The organism is Salmonella sp. 5800 (genome assembly GCF_046558195.1).
In the GTDB taxonomy this organism is placed as follows: Bacteria; Pseudomonadota; Gammaproteobacteria; order Enterobacterales; family Enterobacteriaceae; genus Salmonella; species Salmonella enterica.
Genome location: NZ_JBGDOX010000001.1, coordinates 869,609 through 892,547 on the forward strand (window position 1 = coordinate 869,609; position 22,939 = coordinate 892,547).

Below are 22,939 nucleotides of genomic sequence, written 5' to 3' on the forward strand. Positions count from 1 at the left end.
CGCCTTGCTTTCATATTCCAGTTGTCGCCGCGACGACATTTCGCTAAAGTCACGCCCCTTCTTCACTGGCATGGGGATTTTAAGGTGTTTATAGGATTTGATTACGGTACGGCAAACTGCTCGGTCGCCATTATGCGCGACGGGCATCCACAGTTGCTGACAATGGAGAATAACAGCGCATTACTGCCGTCTATGCTGTGCGCGCCGACGCGCGAGGCGGTGAGCGAGTGGCTGTATCGCCATCATGATGTGCCGGCAACGGACGAAGAAACCCAGGCGCTGCTGCGCCGCGCGATACGCTACAACCGCGAGGAAGATATTGAGGTTGGCGCGCAAAGCGTACAGTTTGGTCTGGCGTCGCTGGCGCACTATATTGACGATCCCCAGGAGGTCTGGTTTGTCAAATCGCCAAAATCCTTTTTAGGCGCCAGCGGCCTGAAACCGCAGCAGGTCGCGCTGTTTGAAGATTTGGTCTGCGCCATGATGGTACATATTCGTCATACGGCGCACAGCCAATTGCCGGAGGCCATTACCCAGGCGGTGATCGGTCGCCCGATCAACTTTCAGGGACTCGGCGGCGATGACGCGAACCGCCAGGCGCAGGGTATTCTGGAGCGGGCGGCAAAACGCGCCGGTTTTCAGGAGGTGGTATTCCAGTACGAACCGGTTGCGGCGGGCCTGGACTACGAAGCTACGCTGCGGGAAGAGAAGCGTGTGCTGGTCGTGGATATTGGCGGCGGCACCACCGACTGCTCCATGCTGCTGATGGGGCCGCAGTGGCGTCAGCGCGCCGATCGTGAAAACAGCCTGTTGGGGCACAGCGGTTGCCGCGTGGGCGGAAACGATCTGGATATCGCGCTGGCCTTTAAAAATCTGATGCCTTTGCTGGGCATGGGCGGCGAAACCGAAAAAGGCATCGCCCTGCCGGTGCTGCCGTGGTGGAACGCCGTGGCGATTAACGACGTCCCGGCGCAAAGCGATTTTTACAGTAGCGCGAATGGTCGTCTGTTGAACGATTTGGTTCGCAACGCGCGTGAAGCAGACAAGGTCGCGTTGCTGCTCAAGGTCTGGCGCCAGCGGCTTAGTTACCGCCTGGTACGCTGCGCGGAAGAGAGCAAAATCGCCCTTTCCGGCCAGGCGGATATTACGGCGAGGCTGCCATTTATCAGCGACGACCTGGCGGTCGCTATCAACCAGCAAGGACTGGAAGCGGCGCTGGATCAACCGCTGGCGCGTATTCTGGAACAGGTGCAACTGGCGCTGGACAGCGCGCAGGAAAAACCGGATGTCATCTATCTGACCGGCGGCAGCGCCCGTTCGCCATTGATTAAAAAAGCGCTTTCCGAACAGCTACCGGGCATACCCGTCGCTGGCGGCGATGATTTCGGCTCCGTCACCGCAGGACTGGCGCGCTGGGCGGAGGTTGTTTTCCGCTAAGCGCCTCGCAAGCTCAGTGCTGATGGATTGACATTATTCTTGATGTGGCTTAACGTCAGGAGTGAGGGTAAGGGAGGATTCCTCCTCCCCCTGGTGTCTTAGTAAGCCTGGAAGCTAATCACTAAGAGTATCACCAGTATGATGACTACCTTCATCATAACCCTTTCCTTATTTTGGCCCCTTCCTCGGGAGGGGCTTTCCCGTTTCAGCGTCCTGCTGAAATCGGTGGCTTACCTTCATTGCCGTGCCGCCACTTTACCGCACTCCGGCGCGTTAACGATTTTCACCGATGAGAGTTGCGTAGCGCCTCGCAAAGCGGGTCGCCATTCAGAATAATCCCGACCGTGTTCCATAATTCCTCCATTTTTCTCCCTTCCCTGCTGACTACAATAGAGGGAGCAACATTCCGCAAAACGTTTCAGGATGAGAAACTTATACCGATGAAAGGCAGTAATACTTTCCGCTGGGCAATAGCGATTGGGGTTGTAGTGGCCGCCGCCGCATTCTGGTTCTGGCATAGCCGTAGCGAAAGCCCGACCGCCGCGCCGGGCGTCGCCGCGCAAGCGCCGCATACCGCCGCCGCAGGTCGCCGCGGTATGCGCGACGGCCCTCTGGCGCCGGTACAGGCCGCGACCGCGACCACGCAAGCCGTACCGCGCTATCTGAGCGGGCTGGGTACCGTGACCGCAGCGAATACCGTTACGGTACGTAGCCGCGTGGACGGTCAACTCATCGCCCTGCACTTTCAGGAAGGTCAGCAGGTCAACGCAGGCGATCTGCTGGCGCAAATCGATCCCAGCCAGTTTAAGGTCGCCCTGGCGCAGGCTCAGGGACAGTTGGCGAAAGATAACGCTACGCTGGCGAATGCGCGTCGTGATCTGGCGCGCTATCAGCAACTGGCAAAAACCAATCTGGTTTCCCGTCAGGAACTGGATGCGCAACAGGCGCTGGTCAACGAAACCCAGGGAACCATTAAAGCGGATGAAGCCAATGTCGCCAGCGCGCAGTTACAGCTCGACTGGAGTCGTATCACGGCCCCGGTCTCGGGACGCGTGGGTCTGAAACAGGTGGATGTCGGCAACCAGATTTCCAGCAGCGATACCGCAGGTATTGTCGTCATTACGCAAACGCACCCGATTGATCTCATTTTTACTCTGCCGGAAAGCGATATCGCGACCGTGGTTCAGGCGCAGAAAGCGGGGAAAACGCTGGTCGTAGAAGCCTGGGATCGGACTAACTCGCACAAATTGAGCGAAGGTGTGTTGCTCAGTCTGGACAACCAGATTGATCCCACGACGGGAACGATCAAAATTAAAGCGCGCTTTACCAATCAGGACGATACGCTGTTCCCCAATCAATTTGTGAACGCCCGGATGCTGGTCGATACCGAACAAAATGCCGTTGTGGTGCCTGCCGCGGCGGTGCAAATGGGCAATGAGGGCCACTTTGTGTGGGTGCTGAACGACGAAAATAACGTCAGCAAGAAGCGGGTAAAAATCGGTATTCAGAATAACCAAAACGTGGTGATCAGCGCAGGCTTGTCGGCAGGCGATCGCGTCGTTACAGATGGTATTGATCGGCTGACGGAAGGCGCAAAAGTCGAGGTCGTTGAGCCGCAAACCACCGTGGCGGATGAAAAATCCCCTTCCCGCCATGAAGGTCAAAAAGGAGCGCGCGCCTGATGCAGGTATTACCTCCGGGCAGCACAGGCGGCCCCTCGCGTCTGTTTATTCTGCGCCCCGTGGCCACCACTCTGCTGATGGCGGCGATTTTACTCGCCGGGATTATCGGCTATCGCTTCCTGCCCGTCGCCGCTTTGCCGGAGGTCGACTACCCCACTATTCAGGTTGTTACGCTCTACCCTGGCGCCAGCCCGGATGTCATGACCTCCGCCGTCACCGCGCCGCTTGAGCGCCAGTTCGGCCAGATGTCAGGACTGAAGCAGATGTCGTCGCAAAGTTCCGGCGGCGCATCGGTGGTGACGCTACAGTTTCAGTTGACGCTGCCGCTGGACGTTGCCGAGCAGGAAGTACAGGCGGCGATTAACGCAGCCACCAATTTATTGCCTTCCGACCTGCCAAATCCGCCGATTTACAGCAAAGTCAATCCGGCGGACCCGCCGATTATGACGCTTGCCGTCACCTCAAATGCGATGCCGATGACCCAGGTAGAGGACATGGTAGAAACCCGCGTGGCGCAGAAGATCTCGCAGGTCTCCGGCGTCGGGCTGGTGACGCTTGCCGGCGGGCAGCGCCCTGCGGTGCGTGTAAAACTGAATGCTCAGGCTGTCGCCGCGCTCGGTCTGACCAGCGAAACTATCCGTACCGCAATTACCGGCGCCAACGTCAACTCGGCGAAAGGCAGTCTGGATGGCCCCGAACGAGCGGTGACGCTTTCTGCTAACGATCAGATGCAGTCTGCCGACGAATACCGCAAGCTTATCATCGCGTATCAAAACGGCGCGCCGGTACGGCTGGGCGATGTCGCCACCGTCGAACAGGGGGCGGAAAATAGCTGGCTCGGCGCATGGGCGAATCAAGCGCCGGCTATCGTGATGAACGTTCAACGCCAGCCTGGCGCCAATATCATTGCGACAGCGGACAGCATTCGCCAGATGCTGCCCCAGCTTACCGAAAGCCTGCCGAAATCGGTGAAGGTCACGGTCCTGTCCGATCGCACTACCAATATTCGCGCTTCCGTGCGCGATACCCAGTTTGAACTGATGCTGGCGATCGCGCTGGTCGTCATGATTATCTATCTGTTTTTACGTAATATTCCCGCCACAATTATTCCCGGCGTCGCCGTACCGCTGTCGCTTATCGGCACCTTTGCGGTGATGGTATTTTTGGATTTTTCCATTAATAACCTGACGCTGATGGCGCTCACTATCGCCACGGGTTTCGTGGTGGACGATGCGATTGTGGTGATCGAGAACATCTCGCGCTACATCGAAAAAGGAGAAAAACCGCTGGCGGCGGCGCTCAAAGGCGCGGGCGAAATCGGCTTTACCATTATTTCCCTCACCTTTTCACTGATTGCGGTGCTGATCCCGTTGCTCTTTATGGGCGATATTGTTGGTCGACTGTTCCGCGAATTTGCGGTGACGTTAGCGGTAGCGATTTTAATCTCCGCCGTCGTCTCTTTGACGCTCACGCCCATGATGTGCGCGCGTATGCTCAGCCAGCAGTCTCTGCGTAAACAAAACCGCTTTTCCCGCGCCTGCGAGCGGATGTTTGACCGCGTGATCGCCAGCTACGGACGCGGATTAGCGAAAGTGCTCAACCATCCGTGGCTTACATTGAGCGTGGCATTCGCCACGCTCCTGCTCAGCGTTATGCTGTGGATAGTCATCCCGAAAGGGTTCTTTCCGGTACAGGATAACGGCATTATCCAGGGGACGCTGCAGGCGCCGCAATCGTCATCGTATGCCAGTATGGCGCAACGTCAGCGCCAGGTGGCGGAGCGGATATTACAGGACCCGGCGGTGCAAAGCCTGACGACTTTTGTTGGCGTAGACGGCGCTAACCCCACGCTGAATAGCGCGCGCCTGCAAATTAACCTCAAGCCGCTGGATGCGCGTGATGACCGCGTGCAGCAGGTGATCTCCCGGCTGCAAACCGCCGTGGCGACGATTCCCGGCGTGGCGCTGTATCTCCAGCCGACGCAGGATTTAACCATCGACACGCAGGTCAGCCGCACGCAGTATCAGTTTACCCTGCAGGCCACGACGCTCGATGCGCTCAGCCACTGGGTGCCAAAACTGCAGAACGCGCTACAGTCGTTACCACAGCTCTCTGAGGTAAGCAGCGACTGGCAAGATCGAGGATTAGCGGCCTGGGTGAATGTCGACCGCGACAGCGCCAGCCGTCTGGGTATCAGCATGGCGGATGTGGATAACGCGCTCTACAACGCGTTCGGACAACGCCTGATTTCAACGATTTATACCCAGGCGAACCAGTACCGCGTCGTGCTGGAACATAATACCGCCAGCACACCGGGCCTGGCGGCGCTGGAGACGATTCGCCTGACGAGCCGCGACGGCGGCACCGTACCGCTCAGCGCGATTGCCCGCATTGAGCAGCGCTTCGCTCCGCTCTCCATCAATCATTTAGATCAGTTCCCGGTCACGACATTTTCGTTTAACGTGCCGGAGGGCTATTCGCTCGGCGATGCGGTGCAGGCGATTCTCGATACGGAAAAAACGCTCGCCCTGCCAGCGGATATTACAACGCAGTTTCAGGGCAGTACGCTCGCCTTCCAGGCGGCGCTGGGCAGCACCGTCTGGCTTATTGTCGCCGCCGTGGTGGCGATGTATATCGTGCTCGGCGTGCTGTATGAGAGTTTTATCCATCCGATCACGATTCTCTCAACGCTGCCTACGGCGGGCGTCGGTGCGCTGCTGGCGCTGATCATCGCTGGTAGCGAGCTCGATATTATCGCCATTATCGGCATTATTTTGCTGATCGGCATCGTGAAGAAAAACGCCATCATGATGATTGACTTCGCCCTCGCCGCCGAACGCGAACAGGGGATGAGCCCGCGCGACGCTATCTTCCAGGCCTGTCTGCTGCGTTTTCGACCGATTCTGATGACCACGCTGGCGGCGTTGCTCGGGGCATTGCCATTAATGTTGAGTACCGGCGTTGGCGCGGAATTACGTCGCCCGTTGGGGATCGCGATGGTGGGCGGCCTACTGGTCAGCCAGGTATTAACTCTGTTTACCACACCGGTGATTTATCTCCTGTTTGACCGCCTGTCGCTGTACGTGAAAAGTCGCTTTCCGCGCCATAAAGAGGAGGCGTAGATGCGCTTTTTCGCCCTTTTCATCTACCGCCCGGTCGCCACCATTTTGATTGCCGCCGCCATTACGCTGTGCGGCATTCTGGGCTTTCGTCTGCTGCCGGTCGCCCCGCTGCCGCAGGTCGATTTCCCGGTGATTATGGTTAGCGCCTCGCTACCGGGCGCCTCGCCGGAAACCATGGCTTCGTCGGTGGCGACGCCGTTGGAACGTTCTTTGGGACGCATTGCAGGCGTCAATGAAATGACTTCCAGCAGCTCGCTCGGCAGTACGCGCATTATTCTCGAATTTAATTTCGATCGTGATATTAACGGCGCGGCGCGCGACGTGCAGGCCGCCATTAACGCCGCGCAAAGCTTGTTGCCAGGCGGAATGCCCAGCCGCCCGACTTATCGCAAGGCCAACCCGTCCGACGCGCCGATTATGATTTTAACGCTCACCTCGGAGAGCTGGTCACAGGGCAAACTGTATGATTTCGCCTCTACCCAACTGGCGCAAACCATCGCGCAAATTGACGGCGTCGGCGATGTTGACGTCGGCGGCAGCTCCCTGCCCGCAGTACGTGTAGGCTTAAACCCGCAGGCGCTCTTTAACCAGGGCGTCTCGCTGGATGAGGTCCGCGAAGCGATCGACAGCGCCAACGTACGCCGACCGCAAGGCGCAATTGAAGATAGCGTCCACCGCTGGCAAATCCAGACCAACGACGAACTGAAAACCGCCGCCGAATACCAGCCGCTGATTATTCACTATAACAACGGCGCGGCGGTACGCCTGGGCGACGTCGCCAACGTCACCGACTCGGTGCAGGATGTCCGTAACGCCGGGATGACGAACGCTAAACCCGCTATTTTGTTGATGATCCGCAAGCTGCCGGAGGCCAATATTATTCAGACGGTCGACGGCATCCGGGCAAAACTGCCGGAACTGCGGGCAATGATCCCCGCCGCTATCGATTTACAAATCGCCCAGGATCGTTCGCCGACGATTCGCGCGTCGCTGCAAGAGGTAGAAGAGACGCTGGCTATCTCTGTCGCGCTGGTGATCCTGGTGGTGTTTTTATTCCTGCGTTCCGGGCGCGCCACGCTAATCCCCGCCGTCGCCGTTCCCGTTTCGCTCATCGGCACCTTCGCCGCCATGTATCTGTGCGGCTTCAGCCTCAACAATCTGTCGCTGATGGCGCTGACTATCGCGACCGGATTTGTCGTTGATGATGCCATTGTGGTACTGGAAAATATCGCCCGCCATCTGGAGGCGGGAATGAAACCTTTGCAGGCGGCATTACAGGGTACGCGGGAAGTCGGGTTTACGGTCATCTCCATGAGTCTGTCGCTGGTGGCGGTATTTCTGCCGCTGCTGTTAATGGGCGGTCTGCCAGGGCGATTATTACGGGAATTCGCCGTTACCCTCTCGGTGGCGATTGGCATTTCGCTGGTGGTCTCGCTCACGCTGACGCCGATGATGTGCGGCTGGATGCTTAAATCAAGCAAACCGCGCACCCAACCGCGTAAACGGGGCGTTGGCCGTCTGCTGGTAGCTTTGCAACAGGGTTACGGCACGTCGTTAAAATGGGTGCTTAACCATACGCGTCTTGTCGGTGTGGTTTTTCTTGGCACCGTTGCGCTGAACATCTGGCTTTATATCGCCATCCCTAAAACATTCTTTCCGGAGCAGGATACCGGCGTGTTGATGGGCGGTATTCAGGCTGACCAGAGCATCTCTTTCCAGGCCATGCGCGGCAAGCTACAGGATTTTATGAAAATTATTCGCGACGATCCGGCGGTGAATAATGTCACTGGTTTTACCGGCGGCTCGCGGGTGAATAGCGGCATGATGTTTATTACGCTGAAGCCGCGCGGCGAACGCAAAGAGACGGCGCAGCAAATCATTGATCGACTGCGGGTCAAACTGGCAAAAGAACCCGGCGCCAGGCTGTTTCTGATGGCGGTACAGGATATTCGCGTCGGCGGGCGGCAGGCTAACGCCAGTTATCAATACACATTGCTGTCTGACTCTCTGGCGGCGCTGCGCGAATGGGAGCCGAAAATACGCAAAGCGCTCTCGGCCCTGCCGCAACTGGCGGACGTAAACTCCGATCAGCAGGATAACGGCGCGGAGATGAACCTTATCTACGACCGCGACACCATGTCACGGCTGGGTATTGATGTTCAGGCCGCAAACAGTCTGTTAAATAATGCTTTCGGCCAGCGGCAAATTTCCACCATTTATCAGCCGATGAACCAGTATAAAGTGGTGATGGAAGTCGATCCGCGCTATAGCCAGGATATCAGCGCGCTGGAGAAAATGTTTGTTATCAACCGCGACGGAAAAGCGATCCCCCTCTCTTATTTCGCCCAATGGCGGCCCGCCAATGCGCCGCTGTCGGTGAACCATCAGGGACTTTCCGCGGCGTCCACGATTGCCTTTAACCTGCCGACCGGCACATCGTTATCGCAGGCGACGGAGGCCATTAATCGCACCATGACGCAGCTTGGCGTCCCCCCGACGGTACGCGGCAGTTTTTCCGGAACGGCGCAAGTGTTCCAGCAGACCATGAATTCGCAGCTTATTTTGATAGTGGCGGCGATCGCTACCGTCTACATTGTGCTGGGGATACTGTACGAAAGCTACGTCCATCCGCTGACCATTCTCTCTACTCTGCCATCGGCGGGCGTTGGGGCGCTTCTGGCGCTGGAACTCTTCAATGCCCCTTTCAGCCTAATCGCCCTGATAGGGATCATGCTATTAATTGGCATTGTGAAGAAAAACGCCATTATGATGGTCGATTTTGCGCTTGAAGCGCAACGAAGCGGCGGCCTGACGCCGGAACAAGCCATTTTCCAGGCCTGCTTGTTACGCTTCCGTCCAATAATGATGACCACGCTGGCGGCGCTGTTCGGCGCACTGCCATTGGTGTTATCTGGCGGAGACGGTTCGGAATTACGGCAGCCGTTGGGGATAACCATTGTCGGCGGTTTGGTCATGAGCCAGCTCCTGACGCTCTATACCACGCCGGTGGTGTACCTCTTTTTCGATCGTCTGCGGCTGCGTTTTTCGCGTAAAAATAGCAAACCGATAGTAGAGATATGACAGAACTTCCTGACAACACCCGCTGGCAACTCTGGATTGTGGCATTCGGCTTTTTTATGCAGTCGCTGGATACCACCATCGTCAACACTGCGCTGCCCTCCATGGCGAAAAGCCTGGGGGAAAGCCCGCTGCATATGCACATGGTAGTGGTGTCATATGTTCTTACCGTCGCCGTGATGCTCCCCGCCAGCGGCTGGCTGGCAGATAAAATCGGCGTGCGTAATATCTTCTTTGCCGCCATTGTGCTGTTCACGCTGGGTTCGCTGTTTTGCGCCCTTTCCGGCACGCTTAATCAACTGGTATTAGCGCGGGTTTTACAAGGCGTAGGCGGCGCGATGATGGTGCCGGTCGGACGCCTGACGGTCATGAAAATCGTGCCGCGCGCGCAATATATGGCGGCGATGACCTTCGTCACCCTACCGGGACAGATCGGGCCGTTACTCGGCCCCGCGCTGGGCGGGGTGCTGGTGGAATATGCTTCATGGCACTGGATCTTTCTGATCAATATCCCGGTGGGAATTGTCGGCGCTATGGCGACCTTTATGCTGATGCCAAACTACACCATAGAGACCCGGCGCTTTGATCTGCCGGGGTTCCTGCTGTTAGCTATCGGCATGGCGGTACTCACGCTGGCGCTGGACGGTAGTAAAAGCATGGGGATTTCGCCCTGGACATTAGCCGGACTTGCTGCGGGCGGCGCGGCAGCCATTCTGCTCTATCTCTTCCATGCCAAAAAAAACTCAGGCGCGTTATTCAGCCTGCGATTGTTCCGCACGCCCACGTTTTCACTGGGGTTGCTGGGCAGTTTTGCCGGGCGTATCGGCAGCGGTATGCTGCCGTTTATGACGCCGGTCTTTTTGCAAATTGGTCTTGGTTTTTCACCGTTTCATGCCGGTTTGATGATGATTCCCATGGTGCTGGGCAGCATGGGAATGAAGCGGATTGTAGTGCAGATAGTTAACCGTTTTGGCTATCGTCGGGTTCTGGTGGCGACTACGCTCGGACTGGCATTGGTTAGCCTGTTGTTTATGTCGGTCGCGCTGCTCGGCTGGTATTATCTCCTGCCGCTGGTACTGCTTTTGCAGGGAATGGTGAACTCGGCGCGCTTTTCTTCCATGAACACCTTAACGCTAAAAGACCTTCCCGATACGCTGGCCAGCAGCGGCAATAGCTTATTATCGATGATTATGCAGCTCTCGATGAGTATCGGCGTCACTATTGCCGGAATGCTGCTGGGTATGTTTGGCCAACAGCATATCGGGATAGACAGTAGCGCCACACATCACGTCTTTATGTACACCTGGTTATGTATGGCGGTTATTATCGCGCTACCGGCGATAATTTTTGCCCGCGTGCCGAACGATACACAGCAAAACATGGTCATTTCACGGCGTAAAAGGAGCCTGTAATGAAAGTCTGGCGGCCCGGAATCACCGGCAAGCTGTTTCTGGCGATCTTCGCCACCTGCATCGTGCTGCTGATCAGTATGCATTGGGCCGTGCGCGTCAGTTTTGAACGCGGATTTATTGACTATATCAAACACGGCAACGAGCAGCGGCTACAAATGCTGGGCGATGCGCTGGGCGACCAGTACCAGCAACACGGCAACTGGCGTTTTTTACGCAACAACGATCGCTTCGTTTTCCAGATTCTGCGTTCATTTGAGCATGACAACGACCGGGATAAACCCGGCCCCGGTATGCCGCCGCACGGTTGGCGCACCCAGTTCTGGGTCGTCGATCAAAATGGCCGGGTGCTGGTCGGCCCACGCGGTCCGGTGCCGCATGACGGTACTCGCCGCCCCATTCTGGTCAATGGCGTCGAAGTCGGCGCGATTATCGCCTCGCCTGTCGAGCGGCTGACGCGCAATACGGATATTAATTTTGATATGCAGCAGCGGCGCGCCAGTTGGATGATCGTGGCGTTATCAACGTTGCTGGCCGCGCTGGCGACATTTTTGCTGGCGCGTGGCCTGCTCGCCCCGGTCAAACGGTTGGTCGAGGGTACGCACAGGCTGGCGGCGGGGGATTTTACCACGCGCGTGACCCCAACCAGCGCCGATGAGCTGGGAAAACTGGCGCAGGACTTTAACCAGCTTGCCAGCACGCTGGAAAAAAACCAGCAGATGCGCCGCGACTTTATGGCGGATATTTCCCACGAACTGCGCACGCCGCTGGCGGTATTGCGCGGCGAACTGGAAGCCATTCAGGATGGCGTTCGCCAGTTCACGCCAGAATCGGTTACCTCGCTACAGGCGGAAGTCGGTACGCTTACCAAACTGGTTGACGACCTGCATCAGCTGTCGTTGTCTGACGAGGGCGCGCTGGCTTACCAAAAAACGACCGTCGATCTTGTTCCCCTGTTGGAAGTCGCTGGCGGCGCGTTCAGAGAACGCTTTACCAGCCGGGGGCTAACGCTACATTACGCGTTGCCGGATAGCATGACCGTCTTCGGCGACCCGGATCGCCTGATGCAACTGTTTAATAATCTGCTGGAAAACAGTCTGCGCTACACCGACAGCGGCGGCGGCCTGCATATTTCCGCCGAACAACGCGACAAATCATTATTCCTGACCTTTGCCGATTCTGCACCGGGCGTCAGCGATGAACAGTTACAAAAGCTTTTTGACCGTTTTTACCGCACGGAAGTGTCCCGTAACCGCGCCAGCGGCGGTTCTGGACTGGGGCTGGCAATATGCGTCAATATTGTACACGCGCATAACGGTCATCTTCACGCCACTCATTCGCCTTTTGGCGGGGTTAGCATTACAGTAGAGTTACCGCTGGATCGCGATTTACAGAGAGAAGTATGACTGAATTACCCATTGATGAAAACACGCCGCGCATTTTGATTGTTGAAGATGAACCCAAGCTGGGACAGCTGCTTATTGACTACTTACGCGCGGCGAGTTACGCCCCCACGCTCATCAATCATGGCGACAAGGTACTGCCGTATGTGCGTCAAACGCCGCCGGATCTGATCCTGCTGGATCTGATGCTGCCGGGTACCGATGGTCTGACGCTATGCCGGGAGATTCGCCGTTTTTCCGACATCCCCATTGTGATGGTCACGGCCAAAATCGAAGAGATCGACCGGCTGCTTGGGCTGGAAATCGGCGCCGATGATTATATCTGTAAGCCTTACAGCCCGCGCGAAGTCGTGGCCCGCGTGAAAACCATTTTGCGCCGCTGTAAACCGCAGCGCGAACTCCAGCAGCAGGATGCCGAAAGCCCGTTAATGATTGATGAAAGCCGCTTTCAGGCCTCCTGGTGTGGTAAAGCGCTGGATTTAACCCCCGCTGAATTCCGCCTGCTAAAAACCTTATCGCTTGAACCGGGTAAAGTTTTTTCCCGCGAGCAGTTGTTAAACCACCTCTACGACGACTACCGTGTGGTGACCGATCGTACTATCGACAGCCACATTAAAAACCTGCGCCGTAAACTGGAATCGCTGGATGCCGAACAGTCATTTATACGCGCGGTCTACGGGGTGGGATATCGCTGGGAAGCGGATGCGTGTCGCCTGGTATAATGATTATTGGCATAACAATAACAAGGTCGTAAGACGATATTTTCCGCCAACGCTATTCTGGCGGAATTAACACACTGCCCTCTTTCCTTTGGCCGAGCGGTATCCCGAAAACCACGACGAACGCGATCGGGGACAATAAATTATTTGGCCGCTCTTTTTAGTTTACCGATATACTGTGAGTAGTTTTTTAAACTTATTGCGCATTAATTCATTAAGTGAATCTAAAAATACATAAACATAGTACCAGCTTAATTATACATGGATTTTTATGACAGAAACGTCATCTCACCGCTATAAACCACGCAATATAATAAATGCGCCAAATGTAAAATCGTCTATTTTTTCCCGGAGTCAACAACGCGGCGACAGCGAAAATATCCAGCGCTGGTTAAGCAACCATTTTTATCGTTGGATCATCGGTGACTTTCCTCATGTTTATCCTGTGCGCTCCGTCGCCGATTATGCCGTTTATTTTAGCGCTGATGCAGAAATCCCCGCCTGGCTGGCGCCAAAGCTGGGTGGCGATGAGCACTTTTACTACCTTAACGTTCAGCACCCGCAACTCGTGGCAATGGAAAGAGATTTAGTGGAATTTCTTTCGCGGCAGGAAGGAACGCGGCTGGAAACTAAACTACAGCGCATCAACTGCTTTACCGTGCTGGCAATGCGCGAAGCGGAGCATCAAAAAATGCAGCGCCTGCGTGAACAAGGTTGGTATCCCTCCAACAGCGAGGCGCTAAAACCGGTGATGGCGGTGAATAACGGTGTGCTGGTTGAGTTTGATGCAACAAACCCCGGCCTGCGCAGTGAGATGGCGTATGAATCCTGGCATATGCAACACTGCGTCGGAGATTTTGAAAATAAAGGCGCGCTTTCCGGCGGCTACGGTGATTACTACGCCCGACAAATTGAACAACAAAAACTTCGCCTGTTCAGCCTGCGCGACGGCAATAATATTCCCCACGTCACAATAAGCCTGGTGGTTGGTAATAACGGCCTGAGCATTGATCAGATTAAAGGTAAGCAAAATCGCCATCCTATTAAGAAATATGCTAACGATGTTTTATCTCTGTTACGCCATCTGCAACCACTTCCTGAGCGCCACGCCGATTGCGAAGAGATGGGAATAGTTTATGAAGCAACGCCGGAATATTCAGGTTGGAAATTTATTACTCATATTCATGACCTCAATTTTCTGCTCAATGTGCTGCATGACAATTTTCATTTAATGGAGCACTTCCCTACGCCTCCGGTAGCTTTACAGTGGCTGCTGCTACACAGCGCCCCGGAGGCGCTGCGCTACCTTCAGGTTGTTGATCCTAACGTGGCGACGGCTGCGGAAATGCTGTTTCCGCAGCATGAATGGCATCCTACGCTTGCCGGGAAAAACACCAGTAGCGAACCTTTCGAAATTGAAAGCCTGACGCTACAAACCACGCGTTACCTACCTGTCATCAAGGAGGTGCAATAATGTTCTGGATTGTTCTTATTATTGCCGCCCTATTTTTTAGCTGGCGCAACTACAAAAAAAACAAACCGCTGATTGCGTCCCGTATCGCCGAGGAGAAAGAAAAAGATCGCCTGAAGGATCTGCGTCGCGATACCCGGCGGCGTCAATGGGCGCTGGCGCTGGCTGATATCCTTGCCCGGCGCAACGGGCTACCGACCAAAGGCGTTGAGCTGGTCTTCAAACTTGACGATGACAAACGCCGCTATCTGGCGCAGCAGGTAAAAAAAGAGCTGGGCTTGAGCGAAAACCTCGACGGCGCGGCGTTACGCCACAAGGTTGAGGATATCTTACGCCGCTGGCCTGCGGGCATCGGCAGCTCGCCGCGCACGTTTTATCATCATCTGGCGGCCCAGGGCCAGGTCCGCGACGCGCTGGCCTTCGACTGTATGCGCACCGCCTTTCTGACCCGCTGTATCGCCGGGCTCGGCTGGTGCGACGTACATCAGGCCTGGCTGGTGTTATTACTTAACGCCCAGCGCGCTCAGGACTGTTTTGATTCCTGGGAGGATTACGCCACCGCCTACGTTCGCGCCCGCCGGGTATGGCTCACGCTACGTGACACGCCAACAGCGCTTGCCGGACGGGATTTACAGGAAGCCACCCATTATTTGCAAGACCCGGTCAGCCGCTGGCGACAACTGCCGTGGAATGAATTCAAAATTTTCGAGCCGATTTAAAGGACGCTTTATGGAACAGGATGATCGTCTGCTCAACGCTATGTTTGAGATGTGCAACCACAAAAATCCCCTCAATGACGGGCAACGCGAATGGCATATCGCCGATATTCCCGGCCTGCTGCGCGAAGAACGCTATGACGAACTGGACGAACGCTACAACCAGGCGCTGACGGAGAGCTTTACCAGCCGCGAAGCGGAAAAGCGCTATTTCTTCGCCTGGAATCAAATGGACAACCCTTTTTACGATATGGACACGCTGGTTGAGGCTGGGCCGCAAGGATTAGCGCTGATCAAAAACTGGCAGCGCGCTCGTCCCCGCTCCACTCACGCCTGGCTTGCCGAGGCGCAATACTGGAATCACCGTGCGTGGCTTTACCGCAGCTATGGCTGGGCGAGAGAAACCACCCGAGCGATGTGGATCTGCGCCGCCGCCTGCAACGAACGGATGGTCATCGCCGTGCTCAATGCTATCGACTGTGAACCGCGCCAGTGGATGGCGGCGGCCCTGACCAGCACCAACTCCAAAGTCTTCGGCCAGCCCGACTGGCTGGTTGAGTTCCTCGAGGGCGCGGATGTTGCCGGGCAGCCATTAATGGAAGATCTGGCTGAATATCATCGCCATTCACCGCAGGAGGTGGATGCGCTGATGGCCCATTCCGGGCTGTCGTTTACCGACGCGGTTTGCCCAAATTTGCCGCGCCCGTCCGTGCTGCCGGAGTGCAATGACGATGCCGGGCAAAAATACTGGCTCGCCGTCTGCCTGGCTATTTTCCCGACGGCATTTTACGTGCTGGATGAATATATCCCGTTTCGTATGCCACGCTGGAGAGGGTCTCACGAGGAAATCCGCGAATTTCTGGAATCAAGCGTATGCGATCACCTTTCTGCCGCAGAACGTGAACATCTGGAGCTATTAATCTGGTGGGACGATCACCGCGATCTGCGCATTAAAGAGGTTGACTCCCCGGCAGAACAGAAACGCATTATCGCCAAAGCCGAAGAGATTAGCCTGCGAGCGCATATCCAGGAATCTCGCCACAACGCGCTGGAGTGGCTGCGGGTCTGCTATAGCGATCTGGACGATAATGACGCGCTCTGGCGAACCCTTCAGCGTTCGATCGTGGAAAAAGTTAAACTCAACAATTACTTCTCTGATGACACGATAAAGTTCGCCCTGCGCGATTTTCCTGACACCTGGTGGATGTATAATTTTCTCTGTCAGAATGCGCAGCAAACGGAATTCGCAGTGCCGAAAATCCGTCGTGGCTACTTTCAGTACGCCGGGCTATTGGGTTTCGAAAAGGATGAGGCGCAAGGCCTCGCCTGGCTCGATAGCGTCGCCGACATTCAATATAACCATAGCTGGCGGGCGGCGATTAAAAATTTCAACTGGTTCGGGCTCCCGGAACATTTCGTGCCGCTGGCAGAGCTGGGCGCACAAAGAAATATACCCGCCGCGCTAAACCTGCTGGGCCTTGAACACAATAATAAAGAGAACAACGGCCTACTACCTTACGATCCTGCCATCGCGTTAGGGTATTTTCAGCGCGCGGCGGAGATTTTGCACCGGCAGTTAGCGCTGCGCGAGAGCACTCCGTACAAATTAATAGATAACGGAGGCTATACCGACTATGAAAATGACCTGCAAAATATTCATTTCAGCATCGGCGTCTGCAACCAGCGTCTGAGTAAACAAGAACCTGATACCGAAAAACGTTCCGCTTATGAAAAAGAACTACTCGATAATCTCTGGCTGGCGCATCAGTTCGGGCATAAAGAGGCCTGGGGCTTGTTCCTGCTGAATATTTTTGAAGTGAAGGATATTACGCTGGCGCATAAGCATCTGGAACTGGTGCAACAAGAGGCCAACAAAGGCACGCTACATGCTATGGTGACCCTATCGCGTCTGCACGGTAATAAACACGATCGAACGCTGTTTAATATGAAGCTAAGCGCACGCTGGGCGCATTTTGCCTTCACACTTTACCCGGATAATGAAATCGTTATGGACTGCCTGGACCACCTGCATTTCGATTCTTTCTGGAAACGCTTTCGTTTCGCTTGGTATACCGTCCGTATCCCGAATTCAGAGCTGCCGGGACAGGTCAACTCAATGGTGTAAGGTGGTTTACTCCCCTCTCCCACGGCGCTACAATGCCCGCCCTTAAAGTGAGGACTCTCCTCAAGCCGCCTCATCAGGTGAGGCGGATCTGACCTGTCATCAGAACGAGAAAATGATGTTTAAACCAGAACTTCTTTCGCCGGCGGGAACGCTGAAAAATATGCGTTACGCTTTCGCTTACGGTGCCGATGCCGTCTATGCGGGCCAACCACGCTACTCTTTACGCGTGCGTAATAACGAATTCAATCACGAAAATTTGCAGCTTGGCATCAACGAAGCCCACGCGCTCGGAAAAAAATTCTACGTGGTGGTGAACATCGCCCCGCATAACGCCAAGCTCAAAACCTTTATCCGTGACCTGAAACCCGTCGTCGAGATGGGCCCGGATGCGCTGATCATGTCCGATCCAGGGTTGATTATGCTGGTACGCGAGCACTTCCCGGCAATGCCGATTCACCTGTCGGTACAGGCTAATGCCGTAAACTGGGCGACGGTAAAATTCTGGCAGCAGATGGGGCTGACCCGTGTGATTCTCTCCCGCGAGCTGTCGCTGGAAGAGATTGAGGAAATTCGCCAGCAGGTGCCGGATATGGAAATAGAAATTTTCGTCCACGGCGCGCTATGCATGGCCTATTCCGGCCGCTGCCTGCTTTCCGGCTACATCAATAAACGCGATCCGAATCAGGGCACCTGCACCAATGCCTGCCGTTGGGAATATAACGTGCAGGAAGGAAAAGAAGACGTTGTCGGCAACATCGTGCATAAGCACGAACCGATTCCGGTACAGAACGTTGAGCCGACGCTCGGTATCGGCGCGCCGACGGATAAAGTGTTTATGATAGAAGAGGCCCAAAGACCGGGCGAATACATGACCGCGTTCGAAGACGAGCATGGCACCTATATCATGAACTCAAAAGATTTGCGCGCTATCGCCCACGTGGAGCGCCTGACGAAAATGGGCGTCCACTCGCTGAAAATCGAAGGCCGCACCAAATCCTTTTATTACTGCGCCCGTACCGCGCAGGTCTACCGTAAGGCCATCGACGACGCCGCCGCGGGTAAACCCTTCGACCCTACGCTGCTGGAAACGTTGGAAGGTCTGGCTCATCGCGGCTATACCGAAGGTTTCCTGCGTCGCCATACGCACGACGATTACCAGAATTACGAGTACGGGTACTCCGTTTCCGAACGCCAGCAATTTGTCGGCGAGTTCACCGGCGAGCGTAAAGGCCAACTGGCGGCCGTGGCGGTGAAAAATAAATTCTCCGTTGGCGATAGTCTGGAGCTGATGACACCGCAGGGAAATATCAATTTCACCCTGGAACAGATGGAGAACGTCAAAGGCGACGCTATGCCGGTGGCGCCTGGCGATGGCTATACCGTCTGGATGCCCGTCCCGCAGGACGTTACGCTGGATTACGCACTATTGATGCGTAATTTCTCAGGCGAATCAACGCGTAACCCCCATGCTAAGTAGTTAATTGCGGTTATTTTTTCATGGCGGGAAGATTCTTAGAAATTGATCACATACCGCTTCGCTCAATGCGGGTATTATTCAACGCGCTGAAAAACATAACCCATAAATGCTAGCTGTACCAGGAACCACCTCCTTGGCCTGCGTAATCTCCCTTACGCAGGCTTATTTTTTGCGTATAATCCATAAAAAAGTGGTACTTCCCGCCATATCCAAAATTGACCACACTAACCAAAGCGCAAATGGGCGCTTAGGTTTACAGACCTCCCCTATCCATTGCCAGCCAGCAAGTCACAATCCTCCCCGCATCCGGTCAGACTCAGGACTTAGCATTCTGACGTTTACGTTTAACATCAGTGAATTAAATCAATAACTACTTTGTGAGCACTTACACAAAAAGTTTCCAGGTTATTAAATTAAGGTTAAAAACTGATAATTTAAGCGTGTAAAAATATGGCACGTTTTAATGCCGCTTTTACAAGGATTAAAATAATGTTTTCCCGGATTAGAGGTTTGATTTCATGTCAAAGTAATACTCAAACCATCGCACCTACGCTCAGTCCACCTTCATCAGGCCATGTAAGTTTTGCTGGGGTTGATTATCCTCTATTACCACTAGATCACCAAACGCCCTTCCCACCGTCACGTATAATAGGTATCCAGAGTTATTCCTTTATCCTGTAAAATGTGATACAGATTCTCCATTGATCTAATAACTACCTCAATTTCACATTCAAGTTTCTCTACAGAACTTTCATTGAGTGAGAAGTTGAGAGCCAGTAATAATGATTGTGAGTTATTATCATAACACAAATGTGGTCCATTATTCTCTGCAAACCATAAATTAGCATTGAGAAATTCAAAAGCAAGATTATTATTATCCGGAGGTCTTCCGCAAAAACCGTATATCATTATATACTCGCTGTTAGTGCTTGTTAGTAAGATACGGTAACGGTTATCTATAATAAATGAGCATAATCTGTTTTCGTCAAAGACAATTGAATCGACATTTAATTTTAGTGAAAACTGTCTTAATAAGCGATCGGCTTTTGAATACATAACACCCCATACTCTATTTAAAGAGTTTCTATATAAGTCATAAGCCTCTTGTCTTGACGCGCAACACCCCGTGTCATCGTCAGAATTCGTCTTTTCCCTATGACTTGCTGTGTTTGCTCATTTATGGCCAGGCTGGCCGGGTTCTGACACCATTTGCGCTAAGGTATAGTCCGGCGTATATTCCCATCATACCAATCCCCCCCATGCCAAACGATGCGCCTAAAACCGTCAGGGCGGTAGTATATGTAGCACCACTACTGACACTGGCGACAACCCCTGAGCATACCCCACTGAAAACACTTGTAAACAATGCCGAGGTTCCCAGACACATCAAACATCTGGGTTTATTGCCGTAAGCGTTAAACTCAACGATTTCAGCTACTGGTTTTTCGTCATTACCCCGTTCAGAAGGAGGGAGCAATGGCGTTTGCGCATTCACGCCTGAAGTGACATTCATATAAACCTCTTCATGCACATGCCTGTTTATGTTTATGAGAAAAGCGATACCTCAGGCAACGGTACGACTATAGGACACCGCGCTAAGCCATCATCTAAATAGGTTTTATTGATATATAGTAGCGTGCTTCTAATAGTGCGCCGTGTTTCTGCTAAAGAGTCTAAAGAACATTTCGATTTTATGCTATTAAAAAGTATGTTTGGTAATAAATATCAGGTTTTTATCTGATATTATGGTGTTTGAAATTAATACTGATAACTGACGTATGTTCGTCTTGTTAATCCTCCGTTTCGTTATTAAAGGCGCTATATCGGAAAGCGTCTGACTCCCCCTTGTGGTTTCCCTGCACTCTCACAAGCGCTACTCAATGCGCATACCGGCATCTCTCTTGTCGCCATTTGTCTTAAACCATGCTTCGCTTACCGCTGCGTACAGCAGGAAGAAAAACGGTAAAGCAATAAGTGCGCAACATTTCAATTTTCATCCTGTTCTGACCTCGCTTTTTCATTTCTGCTATACACTTTCTGGAGATTGTTGTTCAACTTATTAAGGCATAACGGATGGCTAACTTTCCCGCCAGCTTACTGATCCTCAATGGCAAAAGCGCTGATAACCAGCCGCTACGTGAGGCCATTACTCTACTTCGCGACGAAGGTATACAGATTCACGTTCGGGTAACCTGGGAAAAAGGCGACGCGCAGCGTTACGTTGATGAAGCCCGTAGACTGGGCGTTGAAACGGTGATTGCCGGCGGCGGAGACGGTACCATTAATGAAGTGTCGACCGCGCTCATCCAGATCCGCGACGGCGTAGCCCCTGCACTGGGCCTTTTGCCGCTCGGCACTGCCAACGATTTTGCCACCAGCGCCGGTATTCCTGAAGCGCTGGACAAAGCGCTGAAACTGGCGATTGCCGGAAACGCGATGGAAATTGATATGGCCAGGGTCAATGATAAAACCTGTTTTATCAATATGGCGACGGGCGGTTTTGGCACCCGCATTACCACCGAAACGCCGGAAAAACTTAAAGCCGCGTTGGGCGGCGTCTCCTATCTTATTCACGGTCTGATGAGAATGGATACGCTGACCCCTGACCGCTGCGAAATACGTGGCGAAAACTTTCACTGGCAGGGAGATGCGCTGGTAATCGGCATCGGCAACGGTCGTCAGGCCGGCGGCGGGCAGCAATTATGTCCCACCGCGCTGATTAACGACGGGCTGTTACAGCTACGGATTTTTACCGGCGAAGAACTGCTGCCGGCGCTGTTTTCCACACTCACGCAGTCAGATGACAATCCGAATATTATTGACGGCGCCTCAGCGTGGTTTGATATTCATGCACCGCATGAAATCACGTTCAATCTGGATGGCGAACCACTCAGCGGGCAAGAATTTCATATTGAGGTGCTGCCTGGCGCATTACGCTGTCGGCTGCCGCCAGACTGCCCGTTGCTACGTTAATAACACCAGTCGCTGGCCGGATGCGCTCACATCCGGCTTTTCTTCGTTGAACTCAGGCGATGGTGACTTTGCTATCCAGATAGACATCCTGTACGGCGTTAATCAACTTCACGCCATCAGCCATTGATTTCTTAAAGGCTTTACGTCCCAGAATTAGCCCCATTCCACCGGCTCGTTTGTTGATCACCGCGGTACGAACCGCGTCGCCGAGATCAGTGTCGCCGCCGTCCGCGCCGCCGGAGTTGATAAGCCCGGCGCGTCCCATATAGCAGTTCGCCAACTGGTAACGAACCAAATCAATCGGGTTATCGCTGGTCAGTTTGCTGTACACGCGATCGTCGGTATAGCCGAAGTTGACCGCTTTATAACCGCCATTATTCTCGGCCATTTTCTGTTTCACAATATCCGCACCAATCGTAGCGGCCAGATGGTTGGCTTGCCCCGTCAGGTCAGCGGATACATGGTAATCGACGCCGTCTTTTTTAAAGGAAGAATTACGCAGGTAAGCCCACAATACGGTCACCATACCCAGCTCATGCGCACGCTCAAAAGCGGCGGAGATCTCTTCAATCTGGCGACGGGACTGTTCCGAACCGAAATAGATCGTCGCGCCTACCGCCACGGCGCCCATATTGAACGCCTGCTCAACGCTGGCGTACAGGGTCTGATCGTACTCTGTCGGATAGCTCAATGTTTCGTTGTGATTCAGTTTGACCAAAAACGGAATACGGTGCGCATAGCGCCGTGAAACCGAGGCCAGTACGCCGTAGGTAGAGGCCACGCAGTTACAGCCGGCCTCAATCGCCAATTCAACAATATTTTTTGGGTCAAAGTAGCGCGGGTTGGCCGCAAAAGAAGCGCCGGCGGAGTGCTCCACTCCCTGATCGACGGGCAGTATCGAAAGGTATCCTGTTCCCGCCAGGCGTCCAGTATTATAGAGCGTCTGCATATTACGCAGAACGGCTGGTGGACGATTATTGTCAATCATCACCCGGTCAACGTAATCCTTGCCGGGTAGATAAAGCTGATCGGAAGGAATGGTCATACAACGATGCTGTAAAAGGCTGTCGGCGTCTTTGCCAAGCAACTGCGCAATATCAGTCATAGCTATGCTCCCGTAAGTTCCGATAGGGTATCGGAAGGTGAATAGTCCTGCCCCACAGATTGCGGGTCGCAATAAGCCTGGTACTGACCGACCATTTTTGCCAACTTTAGCGCATTTTTTCGGCGCTATCTGCTGACTCGATTCACGTCCGAAAAAGTGTTAGATCGGTCAAAATTAATGCTCAATGGTATTTAAAAGGTATTATTAAGTGGTATTGTCGTG

16 protein-coding genes and 1 pseudogene are annotated in these 22,939 nt (G+C 54.0%); 13 read left to right on the forward strand and 4 right to left on the reverse strand.

What is annotated here, in order from left to right; translation table 11 throughout:
• Positions 1 to 84 precede the first annotated feature (84 nt).
• Entirely contained in the window at positions 85 to 1,437 is a 1,353-nt protein-coding gene (gene yegD, locus ACLJZ5_RS04440; protein WP_024797560.1) for a molecular chaperone, read from the forward strand.
• 98 nt (positions 1,438 to 1,535) lie between these two features.
• On the opposite strand, the gene ibsA is transcribed toward yegD, so the two are convergent.
• Positions 1,536 to 1,595 (reverse strand): type I toxin-antitoxin system Ibs family toxin, encoded by a 60-nt coding sequence (gene ibsA, locus ACLJZ5_RS04445; RefSeq protein WP_001805500.1) that lies wholly within the window; start codon positions 1,593 to 1,595, stop codon positions 1,536 to 1,538.
• A 282-nt stretch (positions 1,596 to 1,877) separates the two neighbouring features.
• Here ibsA and mdtA point away from each other — a divergent pair, with 282 nt between their 5' ends.
• The 11 genes and pseudogenes from mdtA to ACLJZ5_RS04500 all read left to right on the forward strand — a co-directional run.
• The gene (mdtA, locus tag ACLJZ5_RS04450; protein ID WP_023181959.1) at positions 1,878 to 3,119 is read left to right on the forward strand and encodes a multidrug efflux RND transporter subunit MdtA; all 1,242 of its coding nucleotides are present in this window, start codon (positions 1,878 to 1,880) and stop codon (positions 3,117 to 3,119) included.
• On the forward strand, positions 3,119 to 6,241 hold the full coding sequence (mdtB, locus tag ACLJZ5_RS04455; protein WP_024798501.1) for a multidrug efflux RND transporter permease subunit MdtB: 3,123 nt from the start codon (positions 3,119 to 3,121) through the stop codon (positions 6,239 to 6,241). Before mdtA ends, mdtB begins: the two co-directional genes overlap by 1 nt.
• On the forward strand, positions 6,242 to 9,322 hold the full coding sequence (gene mdtC, locus ACLJZ5_RS04460) for a multidrug efflux RND transporter permease subunit MdtC (RefSeq protein ID WP_024798502.1): 3,081 nt from the start codon (positions 6,242 to 6,244) through the stop codon (positions 9,320 to 9,322).
• Positions 9,319 to 10,731: an MFS transporter gene (locus ACLJZ5_RS04465; RefSeq protein WP_000137818.1), complete on the forward strand. Its 1,413-nt coding sequence runs from the start codon at positions 9,319 to 9,321 to the stop codon at positions 10,729 to 10,731. The genes mdtC and ACLJZ5_RS04465 overlap by 4 nt, the downstream gene beginning before the upstream one ends.
• Positions 10,731 to 12,134: a two-component system sensor histidine kinase BaeS gene (baeS, locus tag ACLJZ5_RS04470; RefSeq protein WP_024797564.1), complete on the forward strand. Its 1,404-nt coding sequence runs from the start codon at positions 10,731 to 10,733 to the stop codon at positions 12,132 to 12,134. Before ACLJZ5_RS04465 ends, baeS begins: the two co-directional genes overlap by 1 nt.
• Complete coding sequence (baeR, locus tag ACLJZ5_RS04475) at positions 12,131 to 12,853, forward strand: two-component system response regulator BaeR (protein WP_000137854.1); 723 nt, start codon at positions 12,131 to 12,133, stop codon at positions 12,851 to 12,853. The genes baeS and baeR overlap by 4 nt, the downstream gene beginning before the upstream one ends.
• 268 nt (positions 12,854 to 13,121) lie before the next feature.
• Positions 13,122 to 14,324, forward strand: a complete 1,203-nt coding sequence (locus tag ACLJZ5_RS04480; RefSeq protein WP_000141060.1) for a hypothetical protein — start codon at positions 13,122 to 13,124, stop codon at positions 14,322 to 14,324.
• Entirely contained in the window at positions 14,324 to 15,040 is a 717-nt protein-coding gene (locus tag ACLJZ5_RS04485) for a DUF1266 domain-containing protein (RefSeq protein WP_000498594.1), read from the forward strand. Before ACLJZ5_RS04480 ends, ACLJZ5_RS04485 begins: the two co-directional genes overlap by 1 nt.
• Positions 15,041 to 15,050: 10 nt before the next feature.
• A complete protein-coding gene (locus ACLJZ5_RS04490; RefSeq protein ID WP_024797563.1) occupies positions 15,051 to 17,162 on the forward strand; it encodes a DUF4034 domain-containing protein in 2,112 nt (703 codons plus the stop codon).
• A gap of 115 nt (positions 17,163 to 17,277) precedes the next feature.
• Positions 17,278 to 18,639 (forward strand): tRNA 5-hydroxyuridine modification protein YegQ, encoded by a 1,362-nt coding sequence (yegQ, locus tag ACLJZ5_RS04495; RefSeq protein WP_024797562.1) that lies wholly within the window; start codon positions 17,278 to 17,280, stop codon positions 18,637 to 18,639.
• A 450-nt stretch (positions 18,640 to 19,089) separates the two neighbouring features.
• A pseudogene (locus ACLJZ5_RS04500) lies at positions 19,090 to 19,269 on the forward strand (non-LEE encoded effector protein NleB); the annotation flags it as partial.
• 9 nt (positions 19,270 to 19,278) lie between these two features.
• Here the strand turns inward: ACLJZ5_RS04500 and ACLJZ5_RS04505 are convergent.
• Positions 19,279 to 19,695 (reverse strand): CesT family type III secretion system chaperone, encoded by a 417-nt coding sequence (locus ACLJZ5_RS04505; protein ID WP_024798435.1) that lies wholly within the window; start codon positions 19,693 to 19,695, stop codon positions 19,279 to 19,281.
• Positions 19,696 to 19,816: 121 nt separating this feature from the next.
• Positions 19,817 to 20,152 (reverse strand): type III secretion system effector SteD, encoded by a 336-nt coding sequence (steD, locus tag ACLJZ5_RS04510; RefSeq protein WP_031617864.1) that lies wholly within the window; start codon positions 20,150 to 20,152, stop codon positions 19,817 to 19,819.
• Between the two features lie 560 nt (positions 20,153 to 20,712).
• On the opposite strand from steD, the gene yegS reads away from it, so the two are divergent.
• Complete coding sequence (gene yegS, locus ACLJZ5_RS04515; protein ID WP_001273393.1) at positions 20,713 to 21,612, forward strand: lipid kinase YegS; 900 nt, start codon at positions 20,713 to 20,715, stop codon at positions 21,610 to 21,612.
• Between the two features lie 52 nt (positions 21,613 to 21,664).
• Here the strand turns inward: yegS and fbaB are convergent, their stop codons facing one another.
• Positions 21,665 to 22,717 carry a class I fructose-bisphosphate aldolase gene (fbaB, locus tag ACLJZ5_RS04520; RefSeq protein ID WP_000129590.1) on the reverse strand — a complete coding sequence of 351 codons (1,053 nt, stop codon included), beginning with the start codon at positions 22,715 to 22,717 and terminating at the stop codon, positions 21,665 to 21,667.
• Between the last annotated feature and the right edge of the window lie 222 nt (positions 22,718 to 22,939).

Bases quoted from the DNA above. Each gene is read 5' to 3' on its own strand.
- mdtA (WP_023181959.1), top strand. From the start codon at position 1,878: ATGAAAGGCAGTAATACTTTCCGCTGGGCAATAGCGATTGGGGTTGTA.
- mdtB (WP_024798501.1), top strand. From the start codon at position 3,119: ATGCAGGTATTACCTCCGGGCAGCACAGGCGGCCCCTCGCGTCTGTTT.
- mdtC (WP_024798502.1), top strand. From the start codon at position 6,242: ATGCGCTTTTTCGCCCTTTTCATCTACCGCCCGGTCGCCACCATTTTG.
- ACLJZ5_RS04465 (WP_000137818.1), top strand. From the start codon at position 9,319: ATGACAGAACTTCCTGACAACACCCGCTGGCAACTCTGGATTGTGGCA.
- baeS (WP_024797564.1), top strand. From the start codon at position 10,731: ATGAAAGTCTGGCGGCCCGGAATCACCGGCAAGCTGTTTCTGGCGATC.
- baeR (WP_000137854.1), top strand. From the start codon at position 12,131: ATGACTGAATTACCCATTGATGAAAACACGCCGCGCATTTTGATTGTT.
- ACLJZ5_RS04480 (WP_000141060.1), top strand. From the start codon at position 13,122: ATGACAGAAACGTCATCTCACCGCTATAAACCACGCAATATAATAAAT.
- ACLJZ5_RS04485 (WP_000498594.1), top strand. From the start codon at position 14,324: ATGTTCTGGATTGTTCTTATTATTGCCGCCCTATTTTTTAGCTGGCGC.
- ACLJZ5_RS04490 (WP_024797563.1), top strand. From the start codon at position 15,051: ATGGAACAGGATGATCGTCTGCTCAACGCTATGTTTGAGATGTGCAAC.
- yegQ (WP_024797562.1), top strand. From the start codon at position 17,278: ATGTTTAAACCAGAACTTCTTTCGCCGGCGGGAACGCTGAAAAATATG.
- ACLJZ5_RS04505 (WP_024798435.1), bottom strand. From the start codon at position 19,695: ATGTATTCAAAAGCCGATCGCTTATTAAGACAGTTTTCACTAAAATTA.
- steD (WP_031617864.1), bottom strand. From the start codon at position 20,152: ATGAATGTCACTTCAGGCGTGAATGCGCAAACGCCATTGCTCCCTCCT.
- yegS (WP_001273393.1), top strand. From the start codon at position 20,713: ATGGCTAACTTTCCCGCCAGCTTACTGATCCTCAATGGCAAAAGCGCT.
- fbaB (WP_000129590.1), bottom strand. From the start codon at position 22,717: ATGACTGATATTGCGCAGTTGCTTGGCAAAGACGCCGACAGCCTTTTA.